This window comes from Kitasatospora sp. NPDC041917 (assembly GCF_055589745.1).
Map to the genome: position 1 here is coordinate 372531 of NZ_JBVJBI010000003.1, position 17097 is coordinate 389627.

The window sequence follows — 17097 nt, forward strand, 5'->3', positions numbered from 1 at the left end:
GCGCCGAGCCCGTTCGATCACTCCGGGTGGATTGTCAGTGGCTCTGTGTATGTTCCTCGGCGTCGGCCGCTCCCGGTCGGGGTGGTCGGCGCGATCCGGTGTCGGAGGGCGAGAAGGAGGAGCCATGGCTGCGGTACGGAAGTCGGTGCGCGAGGTGCTGGGCGCTGCGGCGGGGTGGTCCCCGCGGGAGCGCCGGCGGGTGCTGGTGCTGGGCGGGCGGCGGCCGGGTGGCGGTGCCGGTGGGGCGTCGGCGGGCGGGCCCGGCGGGGCGGCGCCACCCGGGGGCGGGCGGCCGCCGGGGGCCCGGGCGGGAGGGGACGGTGCGCGGGCCGCCGGCCGGGGGAGCGGCGGCCGGGTCCGGGGCGCGCCGCCGCCCCAGCCGGTGGCGCTGGCCCTGGCCGTCGACGCCGGGGACTTCGCCGGGCTCGCGCAGTACGGGCTGTTCGGCGGGCTCGGCCACCAGGCCTACCTGCGGCGGGCGGAGGAGCACCTGACGGCCCTGCACCGGCAGGGGCTGGAGGTGCACCTGCGGGTCCTGGAGGCGGGCGACTTCGAGGACTACTGCGCGGCGCTCGGCCTCGACCCCCGGGCGCCCGCCGCCCGGGTCGCCTACGCGGGCGATCCGGAGCTGGCCGGGGAGCCGTTCGTCTACGCGGGGGAGCGGCTGGCCGAGCTGGTCCCGGTGCTGCTGGACGACCACCGGGCACGGGTGCGCATGTCCGTGGCCTGTGCGGCTCTGCTGGGTGCCGTCGGCGACGACCCGGCCGGCCAGCTCCGGATGGCCGCCGTGATGCGGTACGTGACGTCGGTCTACCTCGCGCTGGCCGAGGGCGCGGGGGAGGGGTGTCATCTGCTGACGCTGCGCTGCCACGGCCCGGAGGACGGCGAGGAGCTCACCTCGGCGGTGGACGTCTGCGTGGAGGAGGGGTTGCTGTACCCCGCGGGGCGGGACGCCGAGGCGTTCTGCGTCACGCTCGCGGCGGGCGTCGCCCTGGGCGGGGAGGGGGCGCTGCTGCTGCACGGCGATCCGTCGGTGGGCGCACGGGTGGACGGACGGAGCGACGACCGGTCCGGCCCGGACGGCCGTCCATCCGCCTCCCCGGACGGCCGTCCACCCGCGTCCCCGGCCGGGCAGGCCCGGCCCCGGCCGCCGGTGCGCGGCTGGGCGCTGACCGGCGGACGGCTGCGGCCGATGACCGCGCACGAGGTGTTCGACGAGTTGGTGGACGACGCCGCGCGCGGGCTGCCCTTCCCGCCCGGGGTGGACCCTCGGCCCGGGTTCCCGCTGCCCGGCTTCCGCGATCCCGGGGAAGGGGGTGGGCCGCTGGGGTGATCAGGGCGTTCACCGCCTCCGTGTCCACCACTCCGCCGTCTCCGCATCCACCATGCGGCGCTGGGGACTGTTCATCGACCGCGTGTTCGGGGAAGATTCGGAGAAGATCAACAGCAGGAGCGCGCGGTGCCCCACGCCGCCGTTCCGGCCGCTCCGCCCCGTACCGCGCCCTGCAGGTCCTCCCCGTGCACCGCCGGTCCGGCGAAGCCCGACTGCGAGAGGGGGACGGATGAGCGAGCGGAGCGAGCTCGGCGCCGGGGGGTGCGCGGGGGCGAGCGTCCCCGTCGAGCGCCGCGGGGCGAGAGCATGAGCCCGATCGAGTACAGCGCGGAGATCGCGGAGCTGCTCGGGAAGGTACGGCGGCGCCCCACGGCGGGCTGGCCGTGGCGGCCGGGCGAGCCGGTGCCGGAGGGGCTGCCGGTCAAGCAGTCCTGGGGGTGGCTGTTCGTGCCCGACGGGCGGGTGCTGACGCTGGTGAACCCCCGGGACGGGGTCTGCTCGCTGCCCGGCGGCTCGCTGGAGCCGGAGGACGGTGGGGACCCGGCGGCCGCCCTGGCCCGGGAGGCGGCCGAGGAGGCGCAGGCCCGGATCGGTCGGCCGTACTACCTCGGCTACCTCTACGACCGGGTCGGTTCGGCGAACGGCGGGCACGAGTGCGCGCGGGTCCGGATGGCGGCGGCGCTGCGGTCGGTCGGCCCGAGCACGGCCGACCCGGCCTCGGGCCGGCACTACCGGCGGCTGCTGGTCGCACCGGGCCTCGCCGTCGAACTGCTCGGCTGGGGTGCGCCCGGGTTGCGCCAGGCCCGGGCGGCGGTCGCCACTGCCGCCCGCTGGCTCGGCGTGCCCGCGGCCGCGAACGAGGCGATCGAGGAGTTGCCGGTCGAGGGCTGCACGGTCTCCCCGGGCACCGTGTATCCGGGTGTCGGGTTCACGGGTGCCATGCACCCCGGTGGTGGCCGCCCCGGCGCGCGGGGCTGACCTCGCGCGCCGCCGTACTCCCGAGCGACGTCCCTGCGGGGCGCGCCGGGCCGGGCGGGGCTTGACCGGGCCGGGCCGGACCGGGTCGACGCGATGCCCTGACGCACCGCCATGCGGGACGTCAACATCGGCCACGTGCCTCCGATCGGCCACAGCGGTGAATTCTCGTGGTGCCGCCGATGCCCTTCTGACCCACCTACGACTTGCCTTCGCGGGTGTCACCGGCCCCCCCTGGGGCGGCTGACACCCGCTTCGAATCCGACCCGGCGATGGCCGGGCGGCAACTCCGAGCTTGTCTTGCACGAAATTTCTGCAAGTTGCCGGTCTACGCGCGCTGCGCTACGCGCGTCACCGAGCACCCCCGCTGACCTGCGTGAAATCACGGACCGTCAGCGGCAGTTCATCTCGGAGCTATCGGACGTCCCGTCAATATCCTTGGCATGACCGCTTCCGGGTTTGGCTACCGCCTGGTATCACTTCTGTGACCCTCACCACGCCACCCCACTGGAGCTGTGATGATCCGTCCTGCCCGCGCCCTGTCCATCGCCGCCATAGCGGCGGGCCTCACCATGACGACGCTCTTCGCCGCGACGTCCGCGAGCGCCGCCGGCGTCAACTACGTGGCCCTCGGCGACTCGTACTCGTCCGGTGTCGGCGCCGGCAGCTACCTGAGCGACAGCGGCAGCTGCAAGCGCAGCACCAACGCGTACGCGTACCTCTGGAAGAACGCGCACGCGCCGTCCTCCTTCAAGTTCGTCGCCTGTTCGGGCGCCAAGACCGGCGACATCCTGAACAGCCAGATCTCCGCCCTGGACGCCAGCACCACGCTGGTCAGCATCTCGGTCGGCGGCAACGACGCGGGCTTCGCCGACACCATGCAGACCTGTGTCCTCGGCTCGGACGCCGACTGCGTCAACGCCGTCAACACGGCCAAGAGCTACGCCACCACCACCCTGCCCGGCCAGCTGGACAAGGTGTACTCGGCGATCAAGTCCAAGTCCCCGAACGCCCACGTCGTGGTGATGGGCTACCCGCACATCTACAAGGTCGGCGGCAGCTGCATCTTCGGCATCGGTGACACCAAGCGCGCCGCCATCAACGGTGCCGCCGACACCCTGGACGGCGTCCTCGCCAAGCGGGCCGCCAACGCCGGCTTCGCGTTCGGTGACGTCCGCAGCATCTTCAACGAGCACGAGATCTGCGGCTCGCTGACCACCTGGCTGAACAGCACCACCCTGCCGGTCGACGAGAGCTACCACCCGAAGGCGGCCGGCCAGTCCGGCGGCTACCTCCCGGTGTTCTCGGGGCTGTAGGACTGCCGCAACGGAGCGCCCCGTTCAAGGACGGGCCGGTGCCGCCGCCCCCTCCCGCGGCTCGGGAAGGGGACGGCGGCAACGCCGTTTCAGCCGCCGCCCGGTGATGACCGGTCCGGTGATGACCGGTCCGGTGCTGACCCGTCCTGCGTTGACCCGTCCTGCGTTGACCCGCCCGGTGCGGACGGGTTCGGTGTGGACGGCCCCGGTGCGGGCCCGGTCGGCGGGAAGGGAATGCCGGCGAGGACCGGCAGCAGTTCCGCCTCCTCGAAGTCCAGATGTGCCTCCAGCTCGGCGGACATCCGGTCCAGCTCCGTCCGGAGCCGCTCCGGTTCGGTGATCGCGATCCCGGCCAGCAGGCCCACCAGCTCCTCCTTGATCCGCCCGATGGCCCGGTGCTGCTCGTCGAGCCGCGCCAGGACCTCGGCCAGCTCCGGATGGCTGCGCGCGAGGGCGGGGAAGATCGCGGAGTCCTCCCCGGTGTGGTGGTGCGTCAGCCCGTCGCAGAAAGCCAGGCAGTGCTGGCGCAGCTGCAGTCCGAGCGCGGCCGGGCGGCCCGGGACATGGGCGTGCGTCTCCTCCCGTACGTGGCGCAGCTGCGCGCGCAGCCAGGTGTGCGCCTCCAGCAGCTTGTCCGCGAGGCTGCGCACCACCACCGGGGCTGGGCCGTCGGCGGGCGGTTCGAGCCGTTCCAGGACGACGACCGGCAACTCCCGGTCGGTGTGGGCCTGGTAGTCCCCGTAGCCCGGAGCCTTCCGGACCACGGCGGCGAACAGCCGCGCCCGGCGGTCGCCCTCGGCGGGTACGGCGATGGTGTCGAAGGCCTCGGTGCCGAGCTCGACCCGGACCACCGGGTGGGCGAGGAGGTTGCGGTACCACTGGGGGTGCTCCGGTGCCCCGGCGGCCGAGGCGACGACCAGGAGCAGCCCCTCCGCCCGGACGTACCCGAGCGGCACGGTGTGCGGCCGCCCTGAGCGGGCTCCGGTGGTGGTCAGCAGCAAGAGGTCGCCGCCCTCGAACGGGCCGCCGACCCGCCCGCCGTTGGCGCGGAACTCCTCGATGACGTTCAGATTGAAGGACATGGACATGTGTGTGTGATGGATCTCCAGAGGGGAAAGGGGAGTTGCGGCCACAAGCGGTGTCGGTGCCTGCGTCGTTGCCTGTGCCTGTGCCTGTGCCGTTACCGGAGATCGGGGCCGGAGACGGGGCCGTCATCGGGGCCGATGATCGATCGGCGCCGATGGTCGGATCCCGGTCCGGTACTACGGCTGCTGGCCCGTCCGGCGACATCCGTCGCGGGACGCGGCTCGCGCACGCGGGCACCGCGGTGACCGCCCGGCGTCAGATCAGGGAAGCGGAGAGAGTGCTCATCGCGCATCGTCCCTTCGGAAAGTGCCGGCTCGGCTGCCGGCCGGCCCACTGCTCTTTGGCCGACGCCGCGCTGCACGCCCCCATTAGAGCCAGGCCGCGGACACGCTGTCAACGAGCGGGATCACCGGCCCAGGGCGTCACCTCCGCCGCCGACTTCGAGGCGCGCCTGATCGGTTGGACGGGGGATGCCTTCGGTGGCTGAGCTGCCACCGGGCCCGAGCCGGGTGGGAGCCCCACCTCGGCCGTGAGCGGCGACGCGCCGCCGCTCCCCTCGGAGGCGGCGGCGCGTCGGGTCCGGAGTGCGTGGTCCGGTGCACGTCGGGTCCGGTGCACGTCGGGTCCGGAGCGCGTCGGCGGCTCCGGACGGTTCCCGTCAGTGCAGGTAGTCGACCAGGCCGGCCGGCTTGAGCCCGGCGGCGTCGGCGGCGGCGAGGGCGCGCTGGAGGTCGGCGGCGAGGGTGTCGGTCCAGTGCATCAGCACGACGTCGCCCGGCTGCAGCGGGCCCGGGTGCCAGATGTTGGCGGCACCCCAGCTGAAGTCCGCGTCGGCGGTGAGCACGGTGCGGATGCCGCAGTTCGCGGCGGCCTGCAGGGTGTCGGCGTTCCAGGTGAAGTACGGCGGGCGGAAGAACGTCGGCGCGGTGCCGAAGAGGCGGGTCATCGAGTCGCGTGCGTCGCAGATCTCGACCTGCTGCCGCTCCAGCGGGAGCGTGCTGAGGTCGGCGTGGGAGACGCTGTGGTCCTGGATCGAGGAGCCGGGCACGGCGGTGACCCGCTGGAAGAAGGCCGGGTCGGCGGTGGCGGGCATCGGCAGCGGGAAGGCGGTGATCGGCAGCCGGTGGTCGGCGATGAACCGTTCCGCCTCGGGGGTGCGCTGCCAGCCGTCGTCCACGGTGAAGAAGACGACCTTGTCGTTGGTGGGGACGGAGCCGGCGGCCACGGCCGGGGCGGGTGCGGGGCCGTCCACCCGGACGTCGTCCACGGAGAACGGGCCCTGCTGGTACCAGCCGTGCACGTACAGCCGGACGCTGCGCGCGTTCGGGCCGGTGGTGAACCGGGTGCTCAGCCGCTGCCAGCCGCCGCCGGTGGTCTCCGTCCAGGCGGGGGCGACGTCCTTGCCGGTGCCGGTGGCGCCCAGGTGGACGAAGCTGCCGCGGACCCACGCGGAGGCCGTGTAGGTGGTGTTGGGCTGGACCGCGACGGCCTGCGCGCACTCGCCGGTGGAGTCGGCGTTCGCCGGGGTGACGGTGAGCGCGGAGGTGCCGGCGTGCGGGGCGGTGGTGCTGACGGACGCTTCGGCCGGTCCGCCGGTGCAGCTCCAGCCGGGGACGCTGCCCCAGTCGGCGAGGTCGGGGGAGGGCAGCTCGAAGCCGGGGTTGGTGGCGAGGTTGACGGTCGGCGCGGCCTGGGTGCCCGGGCCGCCGGCCGGGGAAGCGGCGGCGGAGGCCGCGGGTGCAACGAGACCGGTGAGCAGCGCGACGGAGACGGCCAGCACGGACAGGCGCGTGGACAGGCGCGAGGACAGGCACGTGGACATCGACACGTGAGGACTCCAGCAAGTGGGGGCACGCCCGTGGGGAGAGCGTGAGCGGAATCGGACCGTGGAACTCTGAACGTGGAACTCTGAGCGGGGAATTCTGAACGTGGAACTCCGGGATGCGGAACCCCGGATCGTCGCAACAATGGACTAGACCAATGGGGCCGTCAAGGGAACGGCGGGTGGAACCCGGCGGTCCCGGTCGGCCGACTCGCGGTCACCACGCCCGGGGAGCACGGGACAAGACGTCACGTCAGGGACCCGGCGGACGGGCCCGGTTCAGGACAGGTACAGCTCCTCGATGTCCGTCGCGTAGTACTCGGCGATCGCCGTCCGCCGTAGCTTGAGCGAGGGGGTCAGCAGCCCCTGCTCCTCGCTGAACTCCCGCGGCAGCAGCCGGAAGGCGCGGATCGACTCGGCCCTGGAGACGGCCGTGTTCGCGGCCGCCACCGCACGCTGGACCTCCACGTGCAGTTCCTCGTCCGCGAGCACCGTCCACGGGTCCGACTGCTCCCGCCCGTGGGTCTTCAGCCAGTGCGCCAGTGCCGCCGGGTCGAGCGTGATCAGTGCGGCGACGTACGGGCGGTCGTCGCCCACCACCAGGCACTGGGAGACCAACGGATGCGCCTCGACCCGCTCCTCCAGGGCCGCCGGAGCCAGGTTCTTGCCGCTGCTGGTGACGATCAGATCCTTCTTGCGGCCGGTGATGCTGAGGTAGCCGTCCTCGTCCAGCCGGCCCAGGTCGCCGGTCGCGAACCAGCCGTCGACCAGGGACTCGGCGGTGCACTGCGGATGGTTGAGGTAGCCGCCGAAGACCGAGCCGCCGCGCACCCACACCTCGCCGTCGTCGGCGATCGCCACCGAGGCACCCGGCACCGGTCGGCCGACCGTGCCGAGCTTCTGCCGTCCGGCCGGGTTGGCGGTGATCGCGGCGGTGGTCTCGGTCAGCCCGTAGCCCTCGTACAGCTGAAGGCCGGCGCCGGTGAAGAACAGGCCCAGCTCGCGCCGGAGCGTCGAGCCGCCGCTCATCACGCTGCGCACCCGGCCGCCGAGCACCGCCCGCAGCCTCGGGTAGACGGTCCGCTCGTACGCGAGGTGGCGCAGCCGCAGGGCCGCGCCCGGGCCGGGGCCGCGGCCGAAGGCCTTCTGCTCCCGGGCGGCGGCCCAGTCGACGGCCACCTGCCGGGCCTGTTCGAAGAGTTCGCCGCGGCCGGCGTCCTCGGCGGCCCGCCGGGCCTGCTGGAAGATCTTCTCGAAGATGTACGGGACGGCGTGCAGGAAGGTCGGGCGGAAGGTCTCCAGGGCGGGCAGCAGCGCGTCGGTGGAGACCTCGGGGACGTGCCCGATCCGGAAGCCGCCGCGGATCGCCGCGATCTGCACGGCGCGCCCGTAGACGTGCGCGAGCGGCAGGAACAGCAGGGTGGCGGGGCGGCCGCCGCCGGTGTCGCGCAGGACGTCCCCCCAGCCAGCGAGCAGGGCGTCGGCCTCGGCGGCCAGGTTGGCGTGGGTGAGCAGGCAGCCCTTGGGGCGGCCGGTGGTGCCGGAGGTGTAGACGACCGTGGCGATGTTCCCGGTGGCGACGCCGAGGCGCTGGCGGTGCACCAGGGAGTCGGGCACGCCGAGGCCGTCCTCGGTGATCGCGGCGACGCAGTCCCGGTCGAGCTGCCAGATGCCGGTGAGGTCGGGCAGCGCGTCGCAGACCGCGCCGACCGTCATCGCGGCGTCCTCGTCCTCGACCAGGCAGGCCACGGCCTGGGTCTCGGCGAGGATCCAGCGCACCTGCTCGGGGGAGGCGGTGGGGTAGACCGGGACGGTGATGGCGCCGATCGACCAGAGTGCGTAGTCGAACAGCGTCCATTCGTAGCGGGTGCGGGACATCAGGGCGACCCGGTCGCCGTAGCGCACGCCGTGGGTGAGCAGGCCCTTGGCCAGGGCGAGCACCTGGTTCCGGAACTCCCGGGCGGTGACGTCCTGCCACTGCCCGTCCCCGGCCCGCCAGGACAGCTGGACCAGGTCGGGGGTGCGCTCGGCGGTGTCGTAGAGGGAGTCGGCGAGTCCTCCGGTGGCCTCGGGCGCGGCCGGGGCGGGGGTGGTGAACTCGCGCACGGTCCTCCCCAGTTCGGTGCCGGTCGTACGGGTGGTACGGGGTGCGCCGAAACTATCGGATCGCCCTGTCACTGCCCAGGGTTGTGGCGGTGACACGACGAGATCGGCACGGCTCCCCTCCGGTGGTGTCGCGCCCGGGGAGGCCAGGGGGAGGCGAGGGGGAGGCGCCGGGAAGGAATCGCGGAGGCCGCGGGTCCCGCGCCGGCGCCGCATTCCGGGCATCGACGGATGTTCCGGATGCGTAGCGGAGGACGGGTGACCGGTTTCTGACGTGTGCGGGACGAGACCGGTCGGTGGACCGGTTCACCCCTCGAACGAGTGGTCAGGGCGTAGTAGAGTCTCGCAGACCTGTGGCCGGGAGCCCCTCCGCCGACCCCTCCAGCGTTCCCAAGACCCGCCATGTTCGCCCCTCCGCTCCCCGTCCGCGCCCGGCACTTCCCGACCGAGGACTCCATGCGTCTGCGCAGCAGCTCGATCCGCGCGAAGATCATCGCGCTGCTCCTGGTGCCCATCGTCGCGCTCACGGCCCTGTGGGCGTACGCGACCATCGCCACCACCGGGGACGTCTGGAACCAGCTCGGGATCAGCCGTACGTACAAGGAGTTCGCGGGCCCGGTCGACCAGTACACCGGCGACCTGCAGAACGAGCGCCGCGCCGCCGTCCAGCGGCTGGCCGACCCGCGGTCGCCGACCGCCAGGGAGGCCTACGAACGGTCCAAGGCCGCCACCGACCGAAGCCTGGACGTGCTGCGGCAGAAGAAGGACGGCTCCGGCGGCAAGCTCTCCGCCCCCCAGCGCGGTCGCTTCGTCCAGATCATCGCCGCCGCCGACCAGCTCGGACCGCTGCGCGCCCAGGTCGGCCGTTCCGCGCTGAACTGGGAGTTCGCGCTGGGCCAGTACAGCGACCTGGTCAAGCCGGTGTTCGGCTTCCGGTCCGCCTACGTCGCCCGGCAGAGCGGCCAACTCCCCCGTCAGGGCACCATCCTGATCGAGCTGGTGCGTGCCCGGGAGTACCTGTCGCAGGAGGACGCGGCGATGGAGGGCCTGCGCACCGGCGCCGCCAGGCCCACCGCCGAGCAGTACCAGGTCGCGCTGGACGCCCTGCACAACCAGCAGGCGCTGTTCACCGTCTACGTCGCCGAGCTCGACCCCGCCGACCAGTCCGACTACGCCGCGCTGCGCGGCGGGGAGGCCTGGGGCGCACTGGCCCGAGCCGAAGCGGACTTCGTCGGCGCCGGCGGCCCCGACCGCGTGGTCCAGGCGCTCAACACCGACTCCTGGCGGGAGACCGCCGACCGGGCGCTCGGCGACCTCGCCTCGATCAACAGCCGGATCTCCGCCGGGCTGGACGAGCGCGCGCGGTCCGCGGCGATCGGGATGCTCTGGCGCGGCGGCATCGCCGGTGCGGTCGGCCTGGTCGCCGTGGTGCTGTCCATCATGATCTCGTTCCGGATCGGCCGGGGCCTGGCCCGCGAGCTGATCGGCCTGCGCAACGCGGCCGACGAGCTGGCCGGCACCCGGCTGCCGTCCGTCATGCTGCGGCTGCGCCGCGGCGAGCCGGTGGACGTGGCCACCGAGGCCCCCGAGCTGCACTTCGGGAACGCCGAGATCGGCCAGGTCGGCCAGGCCTTCAACGCGGTGCAGCGGGCCGCCGTCGAGGCCGCCGTCGAACAGGCCGAACTGCGGCGCGGGGTCTCGGCGGTGTTCGTCAACCTGGCCCGGCGCAGCCAGGTGCTGTTGCACCGGCAGCTCACCCTGCTCGACACCATGGAGCGCCGCACCGAGGACCCGGCCGAGCTGGAGGACCTCTTCAAGGTCGACCACCTCACCACCCGCATGCGCCGCCATGCCGAGGGCCTGATCATCCTGGCCGGTGGTTCGCCCGGGCGGGCCTGGCGCAAGCCGGTCCGGATGGTGGACGTGGTCCGGGCGGCCGTCGGCGAGGTCGAGGACTACGCCCGGGTGATCGTCCGGCCGTTCCCCGGCACCGGCCTGCTCGGCAGCGCCGTCGCGGACGTCACCCACCTGGTCGCCGAACTCGTCGAGAACGCCGCGGTGTTCTCCCCGCCGAGCACCCAGGTCACCGTCCAGGGCGAGGTGGTCGCGCACGGCTTCGCGCTGGAGATCGACGACCGCGGCCTCGGGCTGAGCGAGCAGATGCTCGCCGAGATCAACGAACGCCTCGCCGTGGAGCAGGAGTTCGACCTCGCCGACACCGACCGGCTGGGCCTGTTCGTGGTCAGTCGGCTGGCCCGGCGGCACGGCATCCGGGTGCACCTGCGGCCGTCCCCCTACGGGGGGACGACGGCGGTCGTGCTGATCCCGCGCGAACTGCTCGCGGAGGCGCCGGACGGGAAGCCGGAGCCGGGCCCGGCCGGGCAGCGGGCCGCGGCGGGCGGCCGGCGCGGGCAGCGGGACCTGGTCGCCGTGCCCGGGTCGGGGGGTGCCTCCTCGGCGGCGTCCGGGTCGGTCGGCTCCGCGGGTGCGGGTGCGGGTGCGGGTGCTGGTGTTGGTTCGGGTGCGGGTGCCTCGGCCGGGACGGGGGTCGGAGGCCGTACGGGCGTCGTCGCCGGCGGTGACGAGGCGGGCAAGCACCGCGGGACGACGGGCGGCCCGAGGCCGTCCGTGCCGGAGGCGGGCCGTACGGCGGGCGGGCTGCCGCGCCGGGCCTCGCGGGGCAAGGGCGGGCCGGTGCTGGTCCCCGCGCCCGTGGCGGACACCGAGGACGCGCCGGGGACGGGGCGCCACCGGCGGGAGGACCTCGCGGTGGCGGCGGCCGAGGCGGCCGTCGCGGCGGCCGGTGTGGCCGGTGTGGCCGGTGTGGCCGGGGTCGCCGGGGTCGCCGGCGCGGCCGGGGCCGAGCCGGCCGCCGACCCGGCTGAGCCTGCGCCCGTGGACGCCGCACCCCGCACGCTCGGCGGCCTGCCCCGGCGGGTCCGGCAGGCGAACCTGGCACCGCAACTCAGGGATCAGCTCACGGAGCAGCTGAAGGAACGGTTCCGCAACGGGGCCGGAGCCGACGGCGCGGCCGGGGAAGCGTCGGCCGCGGACACCCGGGACGGCCGGGGCCCCCGCGACGGCGGGGAGACCCGGGAGGTCCGGGAGCGCTCGCCCGAGGAGGCCCGGGCCACCTTCGCCTCGTTCCAGCGCGGCTTCACCCGTGGTCGCGGCGCCACCGTTCCGGCCGACCGTGCGGGCGCGTCCCCCGGCCGCGCCGGTGCGCCGGCGGACCGCCCCGGTGCTCCGTTGACGGATCGTCCCGGCACGCCCGACGATCGTGCCGTACGGGGGAACGGGCGATCCACCGCCGTACCGGCCTGGCAGCCGCCGGACCGGTCCCGACGGGCGATCGCCCCGGCACCCGCCCCGGCGGCGCTGCCCGCGCCGCAGGACACCGGCCGGGCACCGCTCGCCCGTCGGGTGCCGCCCGGGCAGCCGGTCCGCCGGAACCCGGACACCGGCGCGCCCGTGCCACCCGTTGTACCCGCTCCACACGCACCACCCGCTCCAGCGGAAGGAACTGATTCATGACCACGTCGATGCAGTCGTCAGGGGACCTCAACTGGCTCCTGGACGACCTGGTGGGGCGCGTCGCGGCCCTGCGGCACGCGGTGATCCTCTCCAACGACGGCCTGGCCACCGGTGCCTCCCGCGATCTCGGCCGCGAGGACGCCGAGCACCTGGCAGCCGTCGCCGCCGGGTTCCACAGCCTGGCGAAGGGCGCCGGCGGGCACTTCAAGGTCGGTGGCGTCCGGCAGACCATGGTGGAGCTGGACGAGGCCTTCCTCTTCATCACGGCCGCCGGCGACGGCAGCTGTCTGGCCGTGCTGAGTGAGGCCGAGGCGGACATCGGCCAGATCGCGTACGAGATGGCGCTGCTGGTCAAGCGGGTCGGCGAGCACATGGCCGCCGAGCCGCGCACCGAAACCGCCCCGCCGGTGAGATGAGCGGTCCGATGGCGGATCCGATGGCGGATGTGCCGGGCGGCCCGGAGACGTCGGACGGCCCCCAGGTGCCGGTGGGCACGGCCGGGCCGTCCGGCGTCGGAGGGTCGGCCGGTGCCGGGGGTTCGGCCGGCGCCGATGGCCCGTCCGGTGTCGACGGCCCGGACGGCCCGGACGGCCCGGTGGCGGAGGGCGGGCAGGCGGACCCGGACGGGCCCGACGTCGACCTCTTCCGGCCGCGCACCCCGGTCGACGACCGCTGGTTCGACGACGAGGCCGGCCCGGTGGTGCGGCTCTACTCGATGACCCGCGGCCGGACCCGGCCGGTCGAGGAGGGGCTGTTCGACCTGATCTCGCTGGTCACCGCCGTCGAGCCCGGGCCGGTCGCGGGGGCCGTGCCCGCGCACGTCCTCGACCCGGAGCACCAGACGCTGCTCACCCTGTGCCGCCGCGAGCCGCTCTCCGTCGCCGAGCTCGGCTCCTACACCGACCTGCCGGTCAGTGTGGTGCGGGTCCTCCTCGGCGACCTCTACGACGCCGAGCTGATCAGCGTCACCCGACCCGTTCCGCTCGCCGAGCTGCCGGACGAGCGCCTGCTGCGAGACGTGATCAATGGACTCCGTGCGCTCTGACCCCCACCCCCGACCGGTCGGCACCGCGCCCGACCGGGACGGCACCGCGGCCCACCCGGCGAACGCCAACGACCCTCGCTGGCGCGGCGGTCCGTCCGTCGCGGTGAAGATCCTGGTCGCGGGCGGCTTCGGCGCGGGCAAGACCACCCTGGTCGGCTCGGTCAGCGAGATCCGGCCGCTGCGCACCGAGGAGGAGCTCAGCGAGCTGGGCCGTCCGGTGGACGACATCTCGGGGGTGGAGGCGAAGCGCACCACCACCGTCGCGATGGACTTCGGCCGGATCGACCTGCGGCCGGGCCTCGCGCTCTACCTGTTCGGCACGCCCGGGCAGGACCGGTTCTGGTTCGTCTGGGACGAACTGGCCCGCGGCGCGCTCGGCGCCCTGGTGCTCGCGGACACCCGGCGGCTGGCCGACTGCTTCCCCTCGGTCGACTTCTTCGAGCAGCGCGGCATTCCGTTCCTGGTCGCGGTGAACTGCTTCGAGGGCACCGAGCGGTTCTCGCCGGACGAGGTCCGCGAGGCGCTCGACCTCGACCCGGGCATCCCGGTGCTGCTCTGCGACGCGCGGCTGCGGCAGGACGGCAAGGACCTGCTCGTCGCGCTGGTCGAGCACGCCGCCGCCCGCACGTATCGCCGCGCCCCGGTCGGCGCCTGAGGGCGACTCGGCTCCGGCCCGACGTCGGCCGCGCGGCGGCGGTGCATCGGGCGGGCGGCGGCGGTGGAGCATCGGTGTGCGGCGGTGGTGCATCGGGCGGGCGGCGGCGGTGGTGCGAGGACTTGGCAGGTGGGCGCGCCGACCTGCCCGTTCAGCCCGCTGTCTCACCCGACCGTCCGCATCCCGGACGATCACTGTGCCGAAGGTTGCCTAGACCGGCCCGGCCGTGGAAGGCTCTGTGGACGAAGGCCGCCCGGCCATGCCGTCGGGGGTGCTGGAAACACCCCGTTCGCACGGGCGTTGCGACCGGCGGACGGCCTTCGACGAACCGGCGAGGCATCGTCGGCGGGCGCCGGAGACGGCGCGCCACCGTGTGGAGAACGAAGGGGGAGGGCAGCCGGATGACCGTCGGCCGACGACGCATCATCACCGCCGTGCCCGGCTCCCCGATGCCCGATGCCCTCGTGTCCGGCACTGCCGTGCCCGGTGCCGCCGATCCGGCGCTCACCGTCCGCCGCTACATCGACCACGCGCTGACCTGCAGCGCGTGTTGTCGCTGACCGGCCTGACCTTCCCGGTGCGTCCCCGGCGCTGACGGCCCATCCGGCCCACCGCCCGACGCACCGCCGACACCCGTCGACCAGGCCGTAGCGGACCGCCCTACCGGCGTGCCCGCGGCCGACCATCCGGACCCGCCCAGCGGAGAGACCACCAGTGAACATCGTCTGCCCCAGTACCGCCCCCGACGTCGTCGGCCGTACCCGAACGACCGGGTCGGCCCCCGCGATGCGCGCGGACGGACGGATCGGACGGTGGAACGGGTGCGGGAGCCGCGTCGTGGACAGCCGACGGGGTCGCCCCGACCTCGAGCCGTTCTGGCCGTCCCGGCAGCCGCACCTGTTCGATCAGACGTGTCCCGGCTCGCCCAGCGCGTCCCGGCCCTCCGCCCGCTGATCCGGTTCGGTCCAGCCCAGGCAGTACGCCCGGTCGACGCGCAGACGACTCCACCCCGTCCGTCACGCGCGAAATGAGCGGCACACCATGTCTTCTTCTTCCACGGCCACCCTGCCCCTGCCCACCGCGACCCCGCACCTGCGCGCGGTCCGCTCCGTCCCGCCGGTCACCGCCGTCCCCGCGGCCGGTCCCGGCACGTCCGGGGTCGCCGGACCGTCCGTCCCCCCGGCGCCGGGGGCCGACCGATGGCCCGGCGCGGCGACCCGCACGCCCCAGGCCCGCCCGACCCAAACCCGCCCGCCCCACGCCGGCCCGGTCCGCCCGGCCGTCGTCCCGGCCCCCGCCGCCGCGCAGCCCGGTGCGACGGTCCCGCAGGTGCCCCAGGCGCTGCTCGCCGCGCTGCCGGAGGGGGCGGCCGTCGTCGCCACCCTGCCGCAGGGCGTGCTGCCGCAGGGGGTGCTCGCCCAGTTCGGCGCGCAGTTCGGCGGCGTGAACGGCAGCCCGATGGTCGGCTACCTGGTGCTGGTGCCGGCCGAGAGCCCGGTGACCGGGACCGTCGGGCTGCCCGGCGGTCCGGCCGGCGCCGCCACCGTCTCCGGGGCCGCCGCGCTCTCCGGGGGGCACCCGGTCCCCGGGGCTCACCCGGCTCCCGGTACGCCGACGGCGACCGGTGGGTCCGCCGCCCACGCCGTCGCGGGGGGCCGTCACGTCCGCCCGGCCGAGCGCGGTATCGCCGTCGACAGCGAGCGGCGCAACGCCTACGTCGACGGGCGGCTGCTCGATCTCACCTACCTGGAGTTCGAGCTGCTGGCCCACCTCACCGAGCACCCGCAGCGGGTGCACACCCGGGACCACCTGGTCTCCGCGGTCTGGGGCTACGGCCACGTCGGGGACGGGCGGACGGTCGACGTGCACGTCGCTCGGCTGCGCCGCAAGCTCGGACCGGCCTACCGGGACACCATCGTGACGGTCCGCCGGGTCGGCTACAAGTACACCCCGGCCACGGTCTGACGGCGGGCGGCCACCGGTCCGGTCCCGTCGGCGGGCCGCCCGCCGGTCGGCCGCCACCGTCGGGTCCCGGCGGCGGGCCGCTCGTCCAGGACGTGGACGGGCGGCCCGCCGCTTCGTCGTGTCCCGATGGGCCGTCAGGAACGCTGATCCGGCGGCAGCAACAGGACGGCGAGCGCGTCGGCGCAACCGCGGGCGTGACCGAGGAACCAGTCCAGCCGGTCGTCGGTGAGGTGCGCGGGCGTCGAGCGGACCGCGAGGGCGAACCGCGCCTGCCCGGCGCCGTCGAGGACGGGCACGGCGACCGTCCGCACCCCGGCGGCCGACTCGCCGTCGTTGAGCGCGTACCCGGCCGCTCGAACCTTCGCCAACTCGTCGTCCAGGAGCGCTGGTTCGGTGATCGTGCGGTCCGTGAAGGAGGGCAGCGGTCCCAGTGCCGCCGGCGCCGTCTCGCCCGGGCGGGGCCAGGCCAGCAGGATCTTGCCGAGGGCCGTGGAGTGCAGTGGCCGACGCAGGCCCAGCCCGGTGTCCGGGCGGACGGAACCGCCGACCAGGATCACGGCGTGGGTGCCGCTGCGGATCGCCAGGTCGGCGGTCGCCTTGGTGCGCCGGGAGAGCAGGTCCAGCTCGGGCCCGGCCAGGTGCAGCCCGCGCTGGTGGAAGGTGAGTTGGCCGAGTTCGGCGACGGCAGGACCGAGCCGGTAGCGGGCGGTCTGTTCGTCCTGCTCCAGGAATCCGGCGCTGACCAGCGTGCGGGCCAGCCGGTGCGCCGTGGAGACCGACAGGCCCATCCGGCGGGCGAGGTCCGAGGCGCTCAGGTCGGGGCCGTTGTCGTGGAAGCAGTGCAGCAGCCCGAGCGCGCGCTGGACGGCCTGCGCACCGGCCGGCGGACTCTGGACGGCGGTGGCGGCCTCGGCCATGGCACCTCGCGTTTCGGTTCGGAACTCCGGACGGAAGGCCGGAGGCGGTCTCAGCGTAGGGCAGCCAGTGCTGCGGGAATGTGTCGACGACGTTGCAATGGAATGGCATTGATGAACAACTGATCCCACGATGTGGCAAAAGCTTGCTTCGGGCTCGTCTGCCGTGGAACGCTCCTCGCATCGCGTCGAACGGCCACTCGGCCTCGGCGGTGACCGTCCCGATTTCCACGGAAGGAGAAGCGCCGTGACGTCCCACCGGTGTCTCCCCTCCCGTGCGTGTTGTCGCTGAACGACCCCTCCCGCGCCGCCCGACCCTCCCGCACCGCCTGCCGTCCTGCATCGTGGC

The 17097-nt window shown here is 74.5% G+C and carries 13 protein-coding genes; 9 read left to right on the forward strand and 4 right to left on the reverse strand.

From position 1 onward, the window contains the following. Positions 1-124 precede the first annotated feature (124 nt). The 3 genes from ACZ6EM_RS05390 (at position 125) to ACZ6EM_RS05400 (ending at position 3624) form a co-directional block, all read left to right on the forward strand. On the forward strand, positions 125-1333 hold the full coding sequence (locus ACZ6EM_RS05390) for a hypothetical protein (RefSeq protein WP_465771741.1): 1209 nt from the start codon (positions 125-127) through the stop codon (positions 1331-1333). Positions 1334-1639: 306 nt separating this feature from the next. Beyond that, on the forward strand, positions 1640-2311 hold the full coding sequence (locus tag ACZ6EM_RS05395; protein WP_465771742.1) for a hypothetical protein: 672 nt from the start codon (positions 1640-1642) through the stop codon (positions 2309-2311). Positions 2312-2826: 515 nt separating this feature from the next. Next, positions 2827-3624 (forward strand): SGNH/GDSL hydrolase family protein, encoded by a 798-nt coding sequence (locus ACZ6EM_RS05400; protein WP_465771743.1) that lies wholly within the window; start codon positions 2827-2829, stop codon positions 3622-3624. Positions 3625-3713: 89 nt separating this feature from the next. Here the strand turns inward: ACZ6EM_RS05400 and ACZ6EM_RS05405 are convergent, their stop codons facing one another. The 3 genes from ACZ6EM_RS05405 to ACZ6EM_RS05415 form a co-directional block, all read right to left on the reverse strand. Next, complete coding sequence (locus tag ACZ6EM_RS05405) at positions 3714-4712, reverse strand: nitroreductase/quinone reductase family protein (protein WP_465771744.1); 999 nt, start codon at positions 4710-4712, stop codon at positions 3714-3716. Positions 4713-5368: 656 nt separating this feature from the next. Next, positions 5369-6532, reverse strand: a complete 1164-nt coding sequence (locus ACZ6EM_RS05410) for a polysaccharide deacetylase family protein (protein ID WP_465771790.1) — start codon at positions 6530-6532, stop codon at positions 5369-5371. Positions 6533-6811: 279 nt separating this feature from the next. Further along, a complete protein-coding gene (locus ACZ6EM_RS05415) occupies positions 6812-8638 on the reverse strand; it encodes an AMP-dependent synthetase/ligase (protein WP_452180459.1) in 1827 nt (608 codons plus the stop codon). Positions 8639-9037: 399 nt separating this feature from the next. Between ACZ6EM_RS05415 and ACZ6EM_RS05420 the strand changes: the two genes are divergently transcribed. The 6 genes from ACZ6EM_RS05420 to ACZ6EM_RS05445 all read left to right on the forward strand — a co-directional run bounded on the left by ACZ6EM_RS05420 (position 9038) and on the right by ACZ6EM_RS05445 (position 15834). Beyond that, on the forward strand, positions 9038-12169 hold the full coding sequence (locus tag ACZ6EM_RS05420; protein ID WP_465771745.1) for a sensor histidine kinase: 3132 nt from the start codon (positions 9038-9040) through the stop codon (positions 12167-12169). Further along, positions 12166-12585, forward strand: a complete 420-nt coding sequence (locus ACZ6EM_RS05425; RefSeq protein ID WP_449788872.1) for a roadblock/LC7 domain-containing protein — start codon at positions 12166-12168, stop codon at positions 12583-12585. Before ACZ6EM_RS05420 ends, ACZ6EM_RS05425 begins: the two co-directional genes overlap by 4 nt. Before the next feature lie 179 nt (positions 12586-12764). Beyond that, positions 12765-13214: a DUF742 domain-containing protein gene (locus tag ACZ6EM_RS05430; RefSeq protein WP_452180463.1), complete on the forward strand. Its 450-nt coding sequence runs from the start codon at positions 12765-12767 to the stop codon at positions 13212-13214. Between the two features lie 103 nt (positions 13215-13317). Beyond that, a complete protein-coding gene (locus tag ACZ6EM_RS05435) occupies positions 13318-13869 on the forward strand; it encodes a GTP-binding protein (RefSeq protein ID WP_465771791.1) in 552 nt (183 codons plus the stop codon). Positions 13870-14270: 401 nt separating this feature from the next. Continuing rightward, entirely contained in the window at positions 14271-14429 is a 159-nt protein-coding gene (locus ACZ6EM_RS05440; protein WP_359898564.1) for a hypothetical protein, read from the forward strand. Positions 14430-14961: 532 nt separating this feature from the next. Then, a complete protein-coding gene (locus ACZ6EM_RS05445; protein WP_465771792.1) occupies positions 14962-15834 on the forward strand; it encodes a winged helix-turn-helix domain-containing protein in 873 nt (290 codons plus the stop codon). A gap of 134 nt (positions 15835-15968) precedes the next feature. Here the strand turns inward: ACZ6EM_RS05445 and ACZ6EM_RS05450 are convergent, their stop codons facing one another. Further along, positions 15969-16751: an IclR family transcriptional regulator gene (locus ACZ6EM_RS05450; protein WP_359898563.1), complete on the reverse strand. Its 783-nt coding sequence runs from the start codon at positions 16749-16751 to the stop codon at positions 15969-15971. Between the last annotated feature and the right edge of the window lie 346 nt (positions 16752-17097).

What these genes read in the sequence shown, in the direction of transcription:
- ACZ6EM_RS05405 (WP_465771744.1), bottom strand. Translation starts at nt 4,712, where the DNA reads ATGTCCATGTCCTTCAATCTGAACGTCATCGAGGAGTTCCGCGCCAAC.
- ACZ6EM_RS05395 (WP_465771742.1), top strand. Translation starts at nt 1,640, where the DNA reads ATGAGCCCGATCGAGTACAGCGCGGAGATCGCGGAGCTGCTCGGGAAG.
- ACZ6EM_RS05425 (WP_449788872.1), top strand. Translation starts at nt 12,166, where the DNA reads ATGACCACGTCGATGCAGTCGTCAGGGGACCTCAACTGGCTCCTGGAC.
- ACZ6EM_RS05450 (WP_359898563.1), bottom strand. Translation starts at nt 16,751, where the DNA reads ATGGCCGAGGCCGCCACCGCCGTCCAGAGTCCGCCGGCCGGTGCGCAG.
- ACZ6EM_RS05400 (WP_465771743.1), top strand. Translation starts at nt 2,827, where the DNA reads ATGATCCGTCCTGCCCGCGCCCTGTCCATCGCCGCCATAGCGGCGGGC.
- ACZ6EM_RS05410 (WP_465771790.1), bottom strand. Translation starts at nt 6,532, where the DNA reads ATGTCCACGTGCCTGTCCTCGCGCCTGTCCACGCGCCTGTCCGTGCTG.
- ACZ6EM_RS05390 (WP_465771741.1), top strand. Translation starts at nt 125, where the DNA reads ATGGCTGCGGTACGGAAGTCGGTGCGCGAGGTGCTGGGCGCTGCGGCG.
- ACZ6EM_RS05420 (WP_465771745.1), top strand. Translation starts at nt 9,038, where the DNA reads ATGTTCGCCCCTCCGCTCCCCGTCCGCGCCCGGCACTTCCCGACCGAG.
- ACZ6EM_RS05440 (WP_359898564.1), top strand. Translation starts at nt 14,271, where the DNA reads ATGACCGTCGGCCGACGACGCATCATCACCGCCGTGCCCGGCTCCCCG.